General features: G+C 66.4%; 15 protein-coding genes. 9 read left to right on the forward strand and 6 right to left on the reverse strand.

Annotated elements, in window-relative coordinates:
• Window positions 1-54: 54 nt before the first annotated feature.
• Together EPL01_RS10405 and EPL01_RS10410 are read left to right on the forward strand one after the other, a co-directional pair.
• Window positions 55-1116 (forward strand): zinc-dependent alcohol dehydrogenase family protein, encoded by a 1062-nt coding sequence (locus tag EPL01_RS10405; RefSeq protein WP_135825199.1) that lies wholly within the window; start codon window positions 55-57, stop codon window positions 1114-1116.
• A gap of 477 nt (window positions 1117-1593) precedes the next feature.
• Entirely contained in the window at window positions 1594-2847 is a 1254-nt protein-coding gene (locus tag EPL01_RS10410; protein ID WP_135825200.1) for a hypothetical protein, read from the forward strand.
• Between the two features lie 66 nt (window positions 2848-2913).
• On the opposite strand, the gene EPL01_RS21585 is transcribed toward EPL01_RS10410, so the two are convergent.
• Entirely contained in the window at window positions 2914-3057 is a 144-nt protein-coding gene (locus EPL01_RS21585; protein ID WP_168215854.1) for a hypothetical protein, read from the reverse strand.
• 223 nt (window positions 3058-3280) lie between these two features.
• Here EPL01_RS21585 and EPL01_RS10415 point away from each other — a divergent pair, with 223 nt between their 5' ends.
• Both EPL01_RS10415 and EPL01_RS10420 read left to right on the forward strand, forming a co-directional pair.
• Window positions 3281-4219, forward strand: coding sequence for an ArsR/SmtB family transcription factor (locus tag EPL01_RS10415; protein WP_135825201.1), 939 nt, complete (start codon window positions 3281-3283; stop codon window positions 4217-4219).
• 110 nt (window positions 4220-4329) lie between these two features.
• Complete coding sequence (locus EPL01_RS10420) at window positions 4330-4560, forward strand: recombinase zinc ribbon domain-containing protein (RefSeq protein ID WP_135825202.1); 231 nt, start codon at window positions 4330-4332, stop codon at window positions 4558-4560.
• On the opposite strand, the gene EPL01_RS10425 is transcribed toward EPL01_RS10420, so the two are convergent.
• Window positions 4561-5268, reverse strand: a complete 708-nt coding sequence (locus EPL01_RS10425; RefSeq protein ID WP_135825203.1) for a cyclase family protein — start codon at window positions 5266-5268, stop codon at window positions 4561-4563.
• A gap of 126 nt (window positions 5269-5394) precedes the next feature.
• On the opposite strand from EPL01_RS10425, the gene EPL01_RS10430 reads away from it, so the two are divergent.
• Window positions 5395-6105, forward strand: coding sequence for a metal-dependent hydrolase (locus tag EPL01_RS10430; RefSeq protein ID WP_368279325.1), 711 nt, complete (start codon window positions 5395-5397; stop codon window positions 6103-6105).
• A 23-nt stretch (window positions 6106-6128) separates the two neighbouring features.
• Here the strand turns inward: EPL01_RS10430 and EPL01_RS10435 are convergent, their stop codons facing one another.
• Together EPL01_RS10435 and EPL01_RS10440 are read right to left on the reverse strand one after the other, a co-directional pair.
• Window positions 6129-6719 (reverse strand): hypothetical protein, encoded by a 591-nt coding sequence (locus tag EPL01_RS10435; protein ID WP_135825204.1) that lies wholly within the window; start codon window positions 6717-6719, stop codon window positions 6129-6131.
• Between the two features lie 62 nt (window positions 6720-6781).
• Complete coding sequence (locus tag EPL01_RS10440; protein WP_135825205.1) at window positions 6782-7393, reverse strand: GNAT family N-acetyltransferase; 612 nt, start codon at window positions 7391-7393, stop codon at window positions 6782-6784.
• Window positions 7394-7763: 370 nt separating this feature from the next.
• On the opposite strand from EPL01_RS10440, the gene EPL01_RS10445 reads away from it, so the two are divergent.
• Window positions 7764-8114, forward strand: a complete 351-nt coding sequence (locus EPL01_RS10445) for a hypothetical protein (protein ID WP_135825206.1) — start codon at window positions 7764-7766, stop codon at window positions 8112-8114.
• 388 nt (window positions 8115-8502) lie between these two features.
• Here EPL01_RS10445 and EPL01_RS10450 read toward each other — a convergent pair whose 3' ends face one another.
• Window positions 8503-9471 carry an NAD-dependent epimerase/dehydratase family protein gene (locus tag EPL01_RS10450; RefSeq protein ID WP_210424123.1) on the reverse strand — a complete coding sequence of 323 codons (969 nt, stop codon included), beginning with the start codon at window positions 9469-9471 and terminating at the stop codon, window positions 8503-8505.
• A 129-nt stretch (window positions 9472-9600) separates the two neighbouring features.
• Between EPL01_RS10450 and EPL01_RS10455 the strand changes: the two genes are divergently transcribed.
• A complete protein-coding gene (locus tag EPL01_RS10455) occupies window positions 9601-10938 on the forward strand; it encodes an MFS transporter (RefSeq protein ID WP_168215865.1) in 1338 nt (445 codons plus the stop codon).
• Between the two features lie 25 nt (window positions 10939-10963).
• Here the strand turns inward: EPL01_RS10455 and EPL01_RS10460 are convergent, their stop codons facing one another.
• The gene (locus EPL01_RS10460; protein WP_135825209.1) at window positions 10964-12205 is read right to left on the reverse strand and encodes a cytochrome P450; all 1242 of its coding nucleotides are present in this window, start codon (window positions 12203-12205) and stop codon (window positions 10964-10966) included.
• 135 nt (window positions 12206-12340) lie between these two features.
• Between EPL01_RS10460 and EPL01_RS10465 the strand changes: the two genes are divergently transcribed.
• Window positions 12341-13372: an LLM class oxidoreductase gene (locus tag EPL01_RS10465; RefSeq protein WP_135825210.1), complete on the forward strand. Its 1032-nt coding sequence runs from the start codon at window positions 12341-12343 to the stop codon at window positions 13370-13372.
• 171 nt (window positions 13373-13543) lie between these two features.
• Complete coding sequence (locus EPL01_RS10470; RefSeq protein ID WP_135825211.1) at window positions 13544-15241, forward strand: thiamine pyrophosphate-binding protein; 1698 nt, start codon at window positions 13544-13546, stop codon at window positions 15239-15241.
• Window positions 15242-15328 lie beyond the last annotated feature (87 nt).

Below are 15328 nucleotides of genomic sequence, written 5' to 3' on the forward strand. Positions count from 1 at the left end.
CAAACTATAGTTACGACCCGGCGATTTAACCGCCTCCCGCCCGACGACTCCCGCATGAAAGCCGCCGTACTGAGAGACTACGCCGAACCCCTCGAAATCGAGGAGGTCCCCGACCCGGACCCCGACCCCCGCGGCGTCGTCGTCGAGACCGAGGCCTGCGGCATCTGCCGGAGCGACTGGCACGCGTGGCAGGGCCACGGCGAGTGGGCCGACGACCGCGTGCCGAAGGGCCAGATTCTCGGCCACGAACCCGCCGGAACCGTGGTCGCGGTCGGCGAGGCAGTTGACCGAATCCGAGAGGGCGACCGCATCGCCGTCCCGTTCAACCTCGGCCGAGGAGACTGCGAGTACTGCCGGAACGGCCACGGCAACGTCTGCGCGGACGGACTGGCGCTCGGGTTCGAGGCCGACGCGCCCGGCGCGTTCGCCCAGCAGGTCCACGTGCCTTACGCCGACTACAACGCCGTCGAGTTGCCCGAGGGCGTCTCGCCGGTCGAGATGGCGGGTCTCGGCTGTCGGTTCGCCACCGCATACCACGGGCTGGCCCACCGCGCGGACCTCGCGCCCGGCGACTGGGTCGCGGTCCACGGCTGCGGCGGCGTCGGCCTCTCGGCGGTCCACGTCGCCGACGCCCTCGGCGCGAACGTCGTCGCGGTGGATTTGGCCGACGAGAAGTTGGCGAAGGCCCGAGAACTGGGCGCGGACGAGGTCGTGGACGCCGAAACCGTGGTGGACGTGCCAGCCCACATCCGCGAGACGACCGACTCTGGGGCGCACGTCTCGGTGGACGCGCTCGGGGTCGCCGAGACCTGCCGGAACTCCGTGGCCTGCCTGCGCAAGCGCGGCCAGCACCTCCAACTCGGCCTGACCACCGACGAGGAGCGCGGCGAGGTCTCGCTCCCGACCGACGCGATGACGATGAACGAGATTACCTTCCTCGGGTCGAGGGGGATGCCGCCGACCAGATACGGCGAACTCCTCCGGATGATGGACCGGGGCACCGTCTCGCCCGCCGAACTGGTGACCCGCGAAGTCGCGCTCGAAGACGTGCCGAGTCGCCTTGCCGCGATGAGCGACTACGGCACGGTCGGTATCGAAGTCGTCACCGAGTTCTGAGCCGCGTTTGGGGTGGGTTTTGCTTTCGGAATTGTCTTTGTTTGTTAAGGATTGGCTTCGGTTGCTTTCGGGATTGTAATTCGTTCTCTTCGGCGCTATCACTCGTTTCGCTGTCTCGACGTAACTGTGACCGCGAATCGCGGAATCGAGTCGAGAACGACAGCAGAAGATATGGAGATGAACGCCTCTTGAAGTCCCCGACTGCGACCGGACGGCCCCTTCATCCACCGGAAGACAACCCGCGTCTTCCGAGCCACTCGTTCGCTTCGCTCACGAGGACCACCCGTGGCGGTTGGTCAGTCGAGCGCATCCCGGTGGAATGGTACGCCGAGCGCATCCACGGTGGAAAATTCCACCGAGCACGTTCCGTCGGCCGACCCGCCCGAATCCAAAAACGTTCGGAAAAACCAACGTTAAGCCTTCGATACCACAAATACGCTGGACATAATTTTCATCTCTCTCCTCGTAGCTCTCGGTATGGTGAGCGAGAACTCCCGACGGCGGTTCCTCAAGCGGGGGGTCGCCGCCGCTGGCGTCGCCCCGCTGGTCGGCCGCCCGGCCTCCTCCGCGCTGGCGCAGTCCAAGACACTCCGCATCGAGAGCGACGGCGGCGGGTTCGCGGCCTACGAGTTCACGGTGAGCGGCGACGTGAAACAGAGAGACAGCGGCGACCGAGTCAGCGGAAGTTGCGCCGCGGGCAACGTCGGCCCGGAGCGCGGTGCCGACACCTTCGAGTACTCGGGCGAAATCACCGGCCTCGTCCTCGCCGGTCCGGCGACCCTCTACCGCGACGGCGAAGCGGTCGAGGCCTCCGCTTTCCCGCGCCCGAAGGGGTCGCTCGTGGCCGACGATTTCGACGCCGAGTCGGGCACGAACCAACTCCGAATCGAGAGCGAGGGCGGCGGCATCGCGGCCTACGAGTTCGCGGTAGACAGCGCCCTCCGACAGAAGGACAACGGCGACACCGTGGACGGCAATCGGGCGTTCGGCCACGTCGGCCCGGAGCGCGGTGCCGACGAGTTCGCGTTCGAGGGCGAGGTCACCGAGTTCGCGCTCGCCGGTCCCGCCAGCGTCTCGCTCAACGGGAGCGACGTGGCTCACTCCCGACCCGCGCCGACCGTCTCGCGCGGCAGTCCCGAGCAGGAAATCACGGTCCAACCCGACACCGCGGTCCTGTTCGAGACCGAGGTCAGCGACTACCCCGGCGACTACGTCAGGGCCGAGTGGTACGTCGACGGCGAGTGGCGACCCGGCCCGGACCTGTTCTACGGCCAGCTCGGCTCGCCCAGTCGCGCGACGTTCACCCACCGGTTCGACTCGGCGGGCACCCGCCGAGTCCGCTCGGAAATCTACCGCGAGGGCGACTCCTCCCGCGAGGGCGACGACCCCATCGACGCGGTGGAGTGGACGGTCGAGGTCGGTCCCGACGGGAACCGCGCGCCGGTCGTCGAGCGCCTGCAACCGCAGGCCCGGATTCTCAGGACCACGAGAGAATCCACCGAGGAGGTCGAGTTCGAGGTGTCCGCGACCGACTCCGACAGCGACCTCGACCGCGTCGTCTGGTGGATAGCGCAGGGCAACTCGGTCCACGGCGTCTCGCAGGTCGAGGGCGACTACGACACCGCGAAAATCACTTACGACATCGACCCCGGCCTCCCCTTCGGCGCGTACGCCATCGACGAGTACGGTGCCGTCTCTCGCTGGCGCGGTTGGGAAATCAAAAGCGAATGAGGAAGCGAGAGCGCCGAGAGCGAGCGTTATTCACCGTAAACGGAAACGAAAACGGAATCGCAAACGCTACTGAGACCCCCAGTCGGAGATGCCGAGTACCGAGTCGCAATCGGGGCACGTCCAGACTTTCGGGGTACTCGCGCGGTCTGCCTGTTCTAATCGCTCGGCCCACTCGGTCACGTCGGACTCGCAGTGCGGACACTTTGCCATGTTGGGGCGTACCATTGTTTTCGGTTTGTAGTTTGGGGCGAGACCAGCGTGCTAGGAGTAGCGTGAGTAACCACCTGCATCGCTCGGTGAATCAATTGGCCCCCTTGGCAACCACCGGTTCTAGTTCGAACCGACTTCTCTGGAAATCTTCTCGTCTCCACTCACCAATCCTGCCGACTCGACAGGGACAAAATTATAACTCGGCTGACCGCAACAAGCCGATATGGCCGACCTCCTGCCCTCCAGTCCCGACCCCTCCGCGGGCGACGGGGGCGAACCCCGGGTCATCGGCGTCGATAGCGACGACGCCGACGACCTGCTCTCCGCCCTCCAGTCGGAGACCGCCCGCGACCTCCTCGGAACCCTCTACGAGGACCCCGCCACGCCCTCGGCGCTCGCCGAGGAGGCCGACACCTCCATCCAGAACGTCCGATACCACCTCGAACGACTCGACGACGCCGACCTCGTGGAAGTCGCCGACACCATCTACTCCGAGAAAGGCCGCGAGATGAAGGTCTACGCCCCGGCGGCGAAACCGCTGGTCGTGTTCGCCGGGGGCGAGGACGACGCGCCGGGTCTGGAATCCGCGCTCTCGAAACTGCTGGGCGCGCTCGGTATTCTGGGCCTGTCGAGCCTCCTCGTCCAGCGCGTCTTCGGCGGGCCGAACGCCCTCGGCGGGCCGCTCTCGGGCGTGGAGTTCAGTGGCGAAGACGGCGGCTACTCCGCCGCGACGACGCAGGACACGAATCTGAGCGCAGGCCCGTCCGGCCAGAACGCCGAGTCCACGACCGACTCGGCGGGAGCGGGGTCGGGGCAGGAACTCACCACCGCCGAGGAGCAGACGACTGCGACCGACGCCCAGACGACTGCGACCGACGCCAAGACGACCGCCGAGAAGGTGGGCGATTCCGGAGCGACGACAGAGGAGCCCCGAGAAACCGTGACCGAGTCGGCCGAGACGGTTCGAACAGTCGCCGAGACGACCCGAACCGCCGGGGAGCGCGCCGCAGAGGCGACGACCACCGTCGTCGAGTCGGGCGGCGCGGCGGGCGGACCGGGAGACGTTTTGGCGGGCGGCTTCCCGCCGGGTCTCGTCTTCTTCGCTGGCGGACTCGTCGTCCTGCTCTCGCTGGGGGCGGCGTGGTATCTGCGCGCCCGGTGAGGGCGCTCCGTCTTTCGATTCCAACCTTCGAGTGCTAAATTTTCGGAGACGGTTCCCGAACGTGTGGAAAAACGGTGGGTCTTTTATATTATGCCGGAGAATATTACCACATGGAACAACTGCTTGAGAGTCGGGAGACCGACGCTAACGACGTAGACCTTTCGCGCGGCGCAGACGACTTCGACTCGCTCCTGTTTTGTGGCCGATGTGGGGAGCGATTTCAGGCCTCCGAGGCCACCGACGACGGGTGGTACTATCGATGCCCGAACGACGACTGCGACGCAGAAGGGATTCACGAGGACCTCTATCCCGTGAAAGACGTGCTTCCATCGACACACTGACTACCAGACCGCAATCGCCCTGACGGGCGACCCGTCGGCCTCGGCCAGCGCGAGTGGATACGCTCGGAGTTCGAACCGCTCGGGCAGGTCGGCCAGCGCGGTCAGGTTTTCAAGGACGAATCGGTCGGCTCCGAGCAGTTGATGGTGGGCGGGGACGCCGGTCGGCTCTTGTTCCATTTCGGTCTCGCTCTCTCCGTTCTCGCTTTCCCCGTTCTCGCTTTCTCCGTTCTCGCTTCCGGTTTTGCTCGGCGAGGGGTCGGGACTCAGCGCGTCGAGGCCGACGTGCAGTCCGCGCTCCGCGCAGGCTTTTGCGGCCTCCTCGGTCAGATACGGGTGGTCGAAGTACCGGTCAGTGCCCCAGTAGTCGTCCCAGCCGGTCCGGAAAACCAGTAGCTCTGTGTCGGAGATTTCGGCAGGCTCGGGTATCTCCTCGGGACCAATCGGCTCGCGCGGCCCGAACTCCGAGCAGTCCACGACTCGCGCGTCGAAGGTGAACTCGCCGACCGCGAAGTCGTCCAGATTCCTTCCGCCGGGTTCGGTGTGACTCGGCGCGTCGACGTGGGTCCCGGCGTGGGTCCCGAGCCGAACCTCGGTCACGCGATAGCCGTCCGTCTCGTGGGTCGCCGACGGGGAGACCTCGACTTCCGGGTCGCCGGGATAGACCACCGTGTCGGCGTCGAGCGAGTGGGAGAGGTCACGGGTAGGCATGGGTCGGCCTTCGAGGCCGGAGTCCGAGGGTCTTTCGTCGGCGTCCTCGTCGGACTCGTTTCCCTTTCTGTGTGTTACGAAAGGACACGATACTCCTTTATTCCCCCGCGACATACGACCCAATCCATGATGGCGACAACTCACGCCCTGTTCGGCGTCGTCCTCGCTACCGCGACGATGGGCGTCGCACCCGAATTTGCGCCCGTCGCGCTCGTCGCTGGCGTCGCCGGGAGCGTGTTCCCCGACCTCGACCTCTACGCGGGCCACCGCCGGACCCTCCACTATCCGGTGTACTACGCGGTCGGCGCGGTCGGCGCGGTCGGTCTCGCAGTCGCGGTCCCCATCGCCGAGACCGTCGGGTTCGCGGTCTTCCTCGCTGGCGCGGCGGCCCACTCGCTGATGGACGTGTTCGGCGGGGGCCTCGAACTCCGGCCGTGGGAGGCTCAGTCCGACCGCGCAGTCTACGACCACTACCGCGGCGAGTGGGTCCCGCCCCGGCGCTGGATTCGCTACGACGGCGCGCCAGAGGACCTGCTGGTCGCCGCGGTCTTCGGTGCCCCCGCGTTCGTGGTCTGGACCGCCCCGACACAGACGTTCGTCGCCGCGGTGCTGGCGGTGTCGGCGGGGTACGCCCTCCTGCGCAAGCCCCTCGCCGCGCTGGTCGAGCGCCTCGTTCCGCACGTCCCCCCGAGCGTCCGGGTTCACCTTCCCGAGCGGTTCCGCGAGGAGAGTAGTGGCGAAATGAGCAGGAACGAAGCGGGCGGCGATGCGAGCGCGTCAGCTGCCGACGTGTCCGAGTCGAGCGTGCCCGCACCGCGGGCCGAGAGCGGCGACTAACCGCCGGAGTCGCTGGCCGATTTTTACATCAGAGCGCCAGCGACCCACGCGATAGCCCCGAGCGCGAGGAGGATGAGGCCGACCGTGGACGTGAGCGGTTCGGGGAAGAGAAACAGGAGGAGACCCACGACCAGCAAGGTCCCGACGAGTCTGAGGCTCCACCACGTGTTGTCGTCCTCGCCGCTGGTCGTGTCGGTCTCTGCGTCGCTGTACACGTTGCCGCTCTGGTCGTCGTACGCGGTTTCTTTGTACATCTCGTGACCGCCGACGTCGCTGACGCCGTCGTCCTCTTCGGCGTCGGCTTCGAGTTCGGCCTCGGTCTGTTCGAACTCGGCCTCGGCGCGTTCGGCCTCGGCGGCCTCTTCGCGCTTGTCCTCAGCGAACTCGTCTTGGGCCGAATCGGTCCGCTCCTCGGTGGCCGCTGGCGACTCCTCGGTGGCTTCTTCCGGTTCTCCGGTGGCTTCTTTCACTTCGGTGGTTTCTTCCGGCTCTCCGGTGGCTTCTCCCGCTTCGGTTTCGGCGACTTCCTCCTCGGGTGCTTCGGCGTCCCGCTCGCGGTCGGTCTGGTCCGCGCCGTCGGACGGTTCTGCGACGGAGTCTGTGTCGTCGGGCATGCACTTTCGAAGCGTCGCCACGCGATTAGGACTTGGAGCTAATTCTGCTCGGACGGCGGGAGCTATCCGCCTTTCTCGGCGGCCTCGCGGTACTGCTCCCGAGAAATCGTGTAGCGGTGGAGGTCCCGAACCTCGTCGCCTCTCGGGACGAAGTTGCGGAGGACGCCGTCGTGTTGCCCGCCGAATCGCTCGACGTACTTCTCGATGGCCCGGCGAGAGTTGGCGTTGCCGACCTGATGGGAGGCTCCGACGAGTTCGAGGTCGAGGCGGTCGAACGCGAGTTCCAGCACTGCGGCGGCGCGCTCGCCGGAGTAGCCTCGACCCCAGAAGGGCTTGCGAAGCCAGATGCCCATCTCGGCCGACCGGCGGTCCCAGTCGAGGTGGAGGTTGGTCGTGCCCGCGAGTTCGCCGCTCTTTTGCTCCTCGCTGGACTCCTCCCGGGGAAAAATAGCGTAGGTCGCTTGCTCGCGGTCGTCCCACTGGGCTTCGACGTTGGTGAGGTACTCGTGGGTCTCCTTCGGCGTCTCGTGGGGGTCCCACATGACGTACTCGCTGACCTCGCCCATGTGCGGTGCCCCGGCGCGCATGTACCGGTAGAGTCGCATCGTCGGGACGTTCTCCCGGCAGAGACGGACGAGTCGCAGGCGCTCGGTCTCGATTTCCTCGGGGAACACGAACGAACTACGGCTTCAGGAAGGATGTGTGCTTCGGCCTGCGACAGAATCGGCTTCGAGCGATAGCTACGAGCGGTGGCTACCAGCGATGGCTACGAGTGACGGCTACGAGCGAGGTCCGAGTGACGAACAGGGCGAGGTACTGGCGGAAATCCAGTTTGGGAGTAGTGGTGTCGGGGTACTAGCCCGCAGATACTGACTTCGGTCGGCCCCGCGTACCTACCTAATCTTCGACATATATCAATCTATGGTTTCGGGCAATCGTAGTTCGCTACCGTCCGAAATACCGGACTGCGCTCCGTCTCTGGACCACTTTCAGTTTCACCGCGGTTGGCTCACGCCTTTAGTGTTCGCCCGCGTGACTCCTCGTATGGCCAGTTCAGTCGCGCCGTCCGGAAACACCGAGGTCTTCGACCAACTCTGCGAGGCCATCGCCCGCGAGCAGGGCGGAGCGGACGTGTACCTCAAGGCCGCTCACGTCGTGCGCCGGTCGAACGGGGCCTACGCGCTGGCCGGACTGGAGGCGGGCGGCGAGCGCGTGGTCTACCACTACGAGGGCGTCTTCGTGTCGGCCATGCCCTTCGACGAGGAGGGCGTCCGACGCGACGAGGCCGAGACGTTGGCCCGCAACGAGGACGTGCGGGAGGGGCTGCACGAAGTCGAGTACTCGTGGGTCCATCCGGAGTATCGAGGCGAACTCGACGCCGTGGACTCCGAGTGAGTCGGTGCATCTTCCCTAGGTTTTTCTGTCTGACCTGACGACACCTGGACGTGAGCGAGGAGACAGTCCTCTGTCCCGACTGCCGGTGGACCGGCCAGAAATCGGACCTCGACGCCAGCGGCGGGAGTCACTCGTGCCCGGTGTGCCGCACCGACATTCGACTCGACTGAGTTCGCGCGAGTGGTGGTAATCCATCCCGAAGAAATGTTTCTATATCTTTAACACAACCAGATATATGTCTAATGGTTGAATAAGTTGTTCCTCGACCGCGCTTGGCGTCCGCCGGTGGTCTGGTCGGCCCGCCATCGCATCGTTGACCATCGTCGTCGCTCCCCCTCATGCCAATTGTCACAAAAAAGCCGCCAGAACCGATTTCTGCGCTACCGACCTACTCCAGCGGGTCGAGGCCCGCCTCGGCGCGGAGCGCGTCGATGTACTCGCGGAAGCCCGTTTCGAGGTCGTACTCGGGTTCGTAGCCGAGGTCTTCCTGTGCGTCGGTCATGTCGAGCTTCTGGGTCCACGGGAGTTCGCCCTCGTCGCTGACCTCGATGTCGGCGTCGGGCACGATGGACTCGACCGCCTCGGCGGCCTCGCGGATGGTTGCGACCTCGCCCCGGACGTTGTAGATGCGCTGGCTCAGGTCCTCCTCGGGCGCGAACGCCGCCTTGCGGAAGGCCTGTGCGATGTCCTTGACGTACTGCCAGTCGATGACTTGGTCGCCGTACTCCACCGAGAAGGACTCTCCGACCGCCGGTTTCTCCACGATGTTGGCGAGGAAGGCCGACCCGCCGGTCTCCCGATAGGGGCCGTAGGCCACCGTCGGGCGCAGGCCGACGTGGGAGACGTCGTGGTCCTCGAAGTAGACCCGGGCCTGATGCTCGTTGTACTCCTTGGTCGCGCCGTAGAGCGTGTCGGGGTAGACGAGGTCCTCCTCGTCCACCCAGTCGCCCTCGTAGTTCTCCGGCGGGGCGTAGACCGCGGCGGAGGAGGCCCACGCCACGCGCTCGACTTGGTCGTCGAGGGTCCGCGCGGCCTCGAAGACGTTGTTCGTGCCCATGATGTTGACCTCGGCCGCTCCTCGGGGGTTGTCCCGCGCGAGGTTGGTCAGGAGTGCGGCGAGGTGGACGATTCGGGTCGCGCCCGACTCGCGGACCGCCCGAATCACGCTGGTCGGGTCGGTGATGTCCCCGCGGACGACTTCCACGTCCTCGGCGATGTCGAGTTTCTCCAGAATCCGCGTGTCGGTCGAGAGGTCGTAGGCCACCACGTCGTGGCCCTCCTCGACGAGGTCCTGCGCGACGTAGGAGCCGATGAATCCGGTGCCGCCTGTGACGAGTACGGTTTCGCTTTCGGTCATCGCTCGCAAATCTGTCCGGCAACGTAAAAAAAGTGCAGTAACGCGATTTCGAAATTCCCCCGGCAATCTCTCCCTTTCCGCGACCCCAGCATACTTCCCCGCGCTCCTACCATTCCGAAACGAAACACCGTGCGCCCCGCCTCGCTCACCGACCGACTCCCGGACCTCTCGCGCGAAACCCTCCTCGTCGTCTCGCTGGTCGGCGGCGCGGAGTTCGTCAACCACACGTATCTCGTCCTCTTCCCGCCGATTCTGGGCATCCTCTCGCAGGAGTTCGGCGTCTCGCTCGCTATGCTCGGCGTGGCGATGGGCGTGCAGGGCGCGGCCAACACCTTGTTTCAGCTCCCCTTCGGCTACCTCTCGGACAACTACGACCGCAGGCTCACCCTCGGCCTCTCGCTGGGTCTCAGCACCGCGAGTGTCTTTCTGATAGCTTTCGCTCCTACCTTCGAGATTCTGCTGGTCGGCCAAGCCCTGCTGGGCATCGGCATCGCGGGCCACCACCCCGCGCACTTTCCCCTCCTCGCGGATGCTACACCTGAAAACCTTCGCGCGCGAGCCTTCAGCGTCCGGGGGTTCTTGGGGAGCCTCGGGTTCGGCTTCCCGCCGGTGTTCTTCGCGGCGATTCTGGGCTTCCGAGGACTGACGTGGCGAGGAGCAGTCGCGCTCATCGGCGCGTTCGGCGCGCTCTACGCCGTCGTCACCCTCTTCGCGTTCCAGCGGTACGTCGGCGAGGGCGTGACCGCGCCGGAGGTCGGAGACTCGACAGACGCCGACGAGACCGACTCTCGCTCCCGACTCGCCGCGGCCCGCCGGGAACTCCGGGCCATTCTGGCCTCGCCCGGCGTCCTCGCGCTGGCGCTCCTCGCGCTGGTGGCCTCGACAGCGAGTTGGGGCCTGACCTCCTACGCGGTGGTCTTGCTCCAGAACGGCTACGGACTGGCGCTCGACGCCGCCAACCTCACCCTCTCGGCGATGTTCGTCGTCGGCGCGGTGGCGGTCCTCGTCGGCGGCGACCTCTCGGACCGGTTCTCGGCCGGGCCGCTTATCGTCGTGAGCTACGCCTCGGTCGTGGTGCTGGTGGGGCTGTTGGCCTCGCTGTCGATTCCCGCCCTCGCGGCGGTAGCCTGCCTCCTCGTGGTCGGCGGGACGCGGGCGCTTGCCGGGCCTGCTCGGTCGAAGTTGGCCGACGGCCTCTCGGCGCGCTCGGACCTCGGTCGGAACTTCGCCATCATCACGGTCGGGACCATGACCGGGAGCGCGCTCGCCCCGCCCCTGTTCGGCGCGCTCATCGAGGGACCGGGACTTCAGGTCGCGTTCGCCGCCATCGCGGGCATCTCGGTGCTGGCGGTGCTGGTGACGCTGTTCGTCCTCTCGCGGCAGAGTGGAGGGGGTCGGGAGTCGGCGACTGCCGCCGCGGAGGAGAGTAGTAGGGAGGGTGTCGGTGCGGAGACCGAATCAGAGTGACCGCCTTCTCTCCTCTCCATCCTTTCTATTCTCTCTCCGAGTACCGAATCGGAAGCGACTCGACGCCGTAGATGAACGAACTCCGGGTCGGCTGAAGCTCGGTCTCGGCGATTCGAACGTCCTCGACGCGGACCAGCAGCTCCGTGAGTGCGATTTTGGCTTCGAGGCGGGCCAGCGGCGCGCCCAGACAGTAGTGGGTCCCGTGTCCGAAGCCGAGGTGCTGGTTGGGCGAGCGGTCGGGCTTGAAGGTGTCTGCGTCCTCGAACTGTCGCTCGTCGCGGTTGGCCGACCCGAGCCAGACGATGACGCGGTCGCCCTCCTCGATGGTCTCGCCGCGCATCGTCACGTCCTCGGCCGCGATGCGGCTCATCGCCTGCACGGGCGACCGGTAGCGCAGGGTCTCTTCCAGCGCGTTCGTGAGTGCCTGTTCGTCTCCTCGGAGGCGGTCGAACAGGTCGCCGTCCGCGTCGGCGAAGCACCTGACCGCGTTCGTGACGAGGTTCGTGGTCGTGATGTTGCCCGCGATGAGGAGCAGGATGCACATGCCAAGCGCCTCCTCTTGCGAGAGGTGGCTCCCGTCGCTCAGTTCGGCGGTGACGATTTGGGACATCAGGTCGTCCCGCGGGTTCTCCCGCCGGTCTTCTATCATCTCCATGAAGTACTGGGCCATCTCCATCTGGGTCTGCTGTTGGCGCTCGGCGAACTCCTCGCCGCCCTCGTCGTCGCTCGCGGCCGAGACGAGCGTGTCGGACCACTCCTTGAACTGGTCGCGCTCCTCGGCAGGCACGCCCAGAAGCTCCGCGATGACCGTCACCGGAAGCGGGTACGCGAGGTCCGCGACGACTTCCATCTCGTCGCCGTCGTCTGCGATGGCCGACTCCAACATCTCGGTGGCCAGTTCGCGGAAGTGGGGTTCGCGCTCGCGGAGCGTCCGGGGTTGGAACTCGTCGTCCACGACGCTCCGGAGTTCGTCGTGGCGGGGCGGGTCCTGAAACAGCATCGTGTCGAAGATTAGCCCCTCGCCCGGATTGTCGGGTTCCACGAAGTCGCTCGCGAGTCGGGGATTCACCGAGAACGCCTCGTCGTCGTCCAGAATCGCCTTCACGTCGTCGTACCGGAACACGTCCCACGTCTGTCGGTCGGGGTCGTACCTGACGGGGTCGTCCTCGCGCATCTCCCGGTACCAGTCGAACGGTTCGAGCCACGACTCGCGGTCCTGTAGCTCCTCGGGGAACGCCTGTAGCCCCTGCGGGTTGGCGGAACTCATGCCCTTGCCTTACGTGCTTGCGCCGCTAAACTGTCAGGATAGCTCTGGCGGGAGACACTTTCGGGTCGCTCCTCGTCGGAAGCGTCCCTTTCCGGAATCGCCCCTTTCTCGTGTCTCGCGCTCCTGTCTTCGCCCATGACCGACCACGAGAACCGGGGATTCCGGCGGCTGTTCGGCGACAATCGCACTGGCGGCGACGACCGTCCTGTCGGCGACGCCCCCACGAGCAGCGGCGTCGACGACGACCTCTCGGTGGGTCTGTTCTTCCCCATCACGACCGCTACCGACGACGTTCCTACTGCCGACGCGCCCACCGACGACGCGACTACATCCGACGGCGTGCCGGAGTTGGCCGACCAGATGGAGTTGGCCCAGTACGCCGAGGAGTTGGGCTTCGACGCCCTCTGGGTTCGGGACGTGCCGACTTACTGGCCGAAGTTCGGCGACGCGGGCCAAGTCTACGACCCGTGGGTCTACCTCGGGCAGGTCGCGGCCCATACCGACGAGATTGCGCTCGGAACGGGGAGTATCGTCCTGCCGCTCCGCCATCCTCTCCACGTGGCCAAGTCGGCGGCGTCGGTGGACAGACTGTCGGACGGCCGCCTCGTGATGGGAATCGCCACGGGCGACCGGTCGCCGGAGTTTCCGGCCTTCGGCGTGGACGCGGAATCGCGCGGCGAGCGATTCCGCGAGAGCGTCCGAGTGATGCGGACGGTCTGGTCCGAGGAGTTCCCCGAAAGCGAGTCGTCCTTCGGGACGCTCGACGGCACTCTCGACGTGGTTCCCAAGCCCACGACCGAGACCATCCCCCTGCTCGTGACCGGCAACTCCCGCCAGTCGCTCGACTGGATTGCCGACGAGGGTGACGGCTGGCTCCACTACCAGATGCCGCTGAACACGGTCGAGAGCGTCGTCGCCGACTGGCGCGACGCGGCGGGGGACAAGCCCTTCGCGCAGGCGACGACGGTCAACCTGAAGGCCGACCCGTCGGCCGGGATGGACCACGTCCATCAGGGGTTCGCCGCGGGGAGCGAGTGGTTCGTCGAACACTTCCGGAAACTGGCCGAACGGGGCGTGGACCACATCGCAATCGGCATTCGGGGGAGCGAGCGGGACGCCCGGGCGGTGCTGGAGCAGTTCGCCGACGAGGTTCTGGCCGAGTTGTGAGTCGGACTAGAGGAAGGTAATTATACTTTAACAAAAGACAGATATTTCCTTAACAACGGACTACAATTCTCTACTCGGCCAGCGTCCGCTTTCCGCTCCCCGCCCGAGACCGCTCTCGGAGTTCTCGCGGAAGCGACAAACCAAAGTCACGCGCCCGAGTCTCTTCGGCCAATGACCGAGACTAACGAGGCGGTCGTCGCCACCCTCGAAGAACTGGGCGTCGAGTACGTCTTCGGCTACCCCGGCGGGCGCGTCATCGAACTGCTGGACGAACTCCCCGAGTCGGACATCGACGTGGTCCGGCCGCGCGACGAGCGAGAGGGAAGCGTCATGGCCGAGATGTACGGTCGGCTGACACAGAAGCCCGGCGTCCTCGCCGGGCAGGGGCCGTGGGTCGGCAGTCTGGGCACCATCGGCCAGATGGAGGCCCGCCTGTCCTCGTCGCCGATGGTCGCGCTGACCGAGGCCAGCGAGCGCGGCGACTACTCGACGCTCGCGCCCTACCAGCAGTCCAGAGGAGACTACGGCGGCCTCGAACTCCCCAAGATTCTGGACGCCGTGACCAAGGAGTACTGGTTCCCGCGCTCGCCGACCGAGACGCTCCGGAGCGTCCAGTTGGCGTTCAAGCACGCCACCGCGGGCCGCCCCGGCCCGACCGCGGTCATCTTCGACGGCGACGCAATCACCGAGGAGATGCCCGAGGACCCGACGCCGCCGGTCTGGGACGCCGACGAGCAGGTCCGCAACTGGGACTCCGCGCCGACCCAGAAGGACGTTGAGCAAGCGGCCGCGGAGTTCGCCGAGGCCGAGCGCCCAGTCATCGTCGCCGGGAACGGCGTCCACGCCGCCCAAGCCTACGACGAGTTGCGGGAAGTCGCCGAGGCCTACAACGCGGTGGTCGTGACCTCCTATCTGGGCAAGTCCACGATTCCGGAGACCCACGACCTCGCGGGCGGCGTCATCGGGTCGTTCGGCCACGAGGGCGCGAATCAGGTCGTGAGCGAGGCCGACGCGCTCCTCGTCGCGGGCTGTCGGATGAACCCGATGGACACCAACTGGCAGGCCCCGAGCTTCATCCGCCCCGACGAGCAGACCATCGTACACGCCGACATCGACACCCGGAACGCCGGATGGGTCTACCCCGCCGACGTGGGCCTGATTGGGGACGCGAAAGAGAGTCTACAGGCTTTGGTTGACGCAGGTGAGGGAAGCAACGACTGGGCGCGAGACCGCGCCGCGGAGGCCCGCGACTCGTTCTCGGACCCCAAGTGCGAGTCGGACGACGCCCCCATCAAGCCCCAGCGCGCGGTCAAGGAAATCGAGGCCGTCGTGGACGAGGAGACCATCGTCACCGCCGACTCGGGCAACAACCGCTTCTGGTTGCTGAACTACCTCCAGACGCCCGGCATCCGGACCTACTTCGGGTCCGGCGGCGTCGGCGGCATGGGCTGGGCCACTCCCGCCGCGGTCTCGGCCGCGCTCACCACCGACAAGGACGTTATCGGCGTCGCCGGAGACGGCGGGTTCACCATGACGATGACCAGCGTCGAAATCGCGGTCGAGCAGGGCGTCGCGCCCACCTTCGTCGTGCTGAACGACACCAGCCTCGGGATGGTCCGCCAGATGCAAGAGGAGGACGGCGACATCGCGGGCGTCGAGTTCCACGACACCGACTTCGTGAAAGTCGCCGAGGGCTTCGGCGCTGAGGGTATTCGGGCGACCACCCCGGACGAGCTTGCTGAGGCGCTCCGCGAAGGGCGGGACAACGACGTGCCGACGGTCATCGACGCCAGAATCGACCGCGAGGAGGACATGGCCGACCAGTTGCAGTCGTCGTTCTACGCCGAGGTCGGCGGGCTTCACGAGTAGGGACAAACGACTCAGCGAACGAACGAATCTGACGGACGGGGAATCGCCCGCCGACCGAGCGCGACCGACGACTGCCGGTCGCCGCCC

The organism is Halorussus ruber, from assembly GCF_004765785.1.
Taxonomy (GTDB): Archaea; Halobacteriota; Halobacteria; order Halobacteriales; family Haladaptataceae; genus Halorussus; species Halorussus ruber.

What these genes read in the sequence shown, in the direction of transcription:
- EPL01_RS10405 (WP_135825199.1), top strand. Translation starts at nt 55, where the DNA reads ATGAAAGCCGCCGTACTGAGAGACTACGCCGAACCCCTCGAAATCGAG.
- EPL01_RS10410 (WP_135825200.1), top strand. Translation starts at nt 1,594, where the DNA reads ATGGTGAGCGAGAACTCCCGACGGCGGTTCCTCAAGCGGGGGGTCGCC.
- EPL01_RS21585 (WP_168215854.1), bottom strand. Translation starts at nt 3,057, where the DNA reads ATGGCAAAGTGTCCGCACTGCGAGTCCGACGTGACCGAGTGGGCCGAG.
- EPL01_RS10415 (WP_135825201.1), top strand. Translation starts at nt 3,281, where the DNA reads ATGGCCGACCTCCTGCCCTCCAGTCCCGACCCCTCCGCGGGCGACGGG.
- EPL01_RS10420 (WP_135825202.1), top strand. Translation starts at nt 4,330, where the DNA reads ATGGAACAACTGCTTGAGAGTCGGGAGACCGACGCTAACGACGTAGAC.
- EPL01_RS10425 (WP_135825203.1), bottom strand. Translation starts at nt 5,268, where the DNA reads ATGCCTACCCGTGACCTCTCCCACTCGCTCGACGCCGACACGGTGGTC.
- EPL01_RS10430 (WP_368279325.1), top strand. Translation starts at nt 5,395, where the DNA reads ATGATGGCGACAACTCACGCCCTGTTCGGCGTCGTCCTCGCTACCGCG.
- EPL01_RS10435 (WP_135825204.1), bottom strand. Translation starts at nt 6,719, where the DNA reads ATGCCCGACGACACAGACTCCGTCGCAGAACCGTCCGACGGCGCGGAC.
- EPL01_RS10445 (WP_135825206.1), top strand. Translation starts at nt 7,764, where the DNA reads ATGGCCAGTTCAGTCGCGCCGTCCGGAAACACCGAGGTCTTCGACCAA.
- EPL01_RS10450 (WP_210424123.1), bottom strand. Translation starts at nt 9,471, where the DNA reads ATGACCGAAAGCGAAACCGTACTCGTCACAGGCGGCACCGGATTCATC.
- EPL01_RS10460 (WP_135825209.1), bottom strand. Translation starts at nt 12,205, where the DNA reads ATGAGTTCCGCCAACCCGCAGGGGCTACAGGCGTTCCCCGAGGAGCTA.
- EPL01_RS10465 (WP_135825210.1), top strand. Translation starts at nt 12,341, where the DNA reads ATGACCGACCACGAGAACCGGGGATTCCGGCGGCTGTTCGGCGACAAT.
- EPL01_RS10470 (WP_135825211.1), top strand. Translation starts at nt 13,544, where the DNA reads ATGACCGAGACTAACGAGGCGGTCGTCGCCACCCTCGAAGAACTGGGC.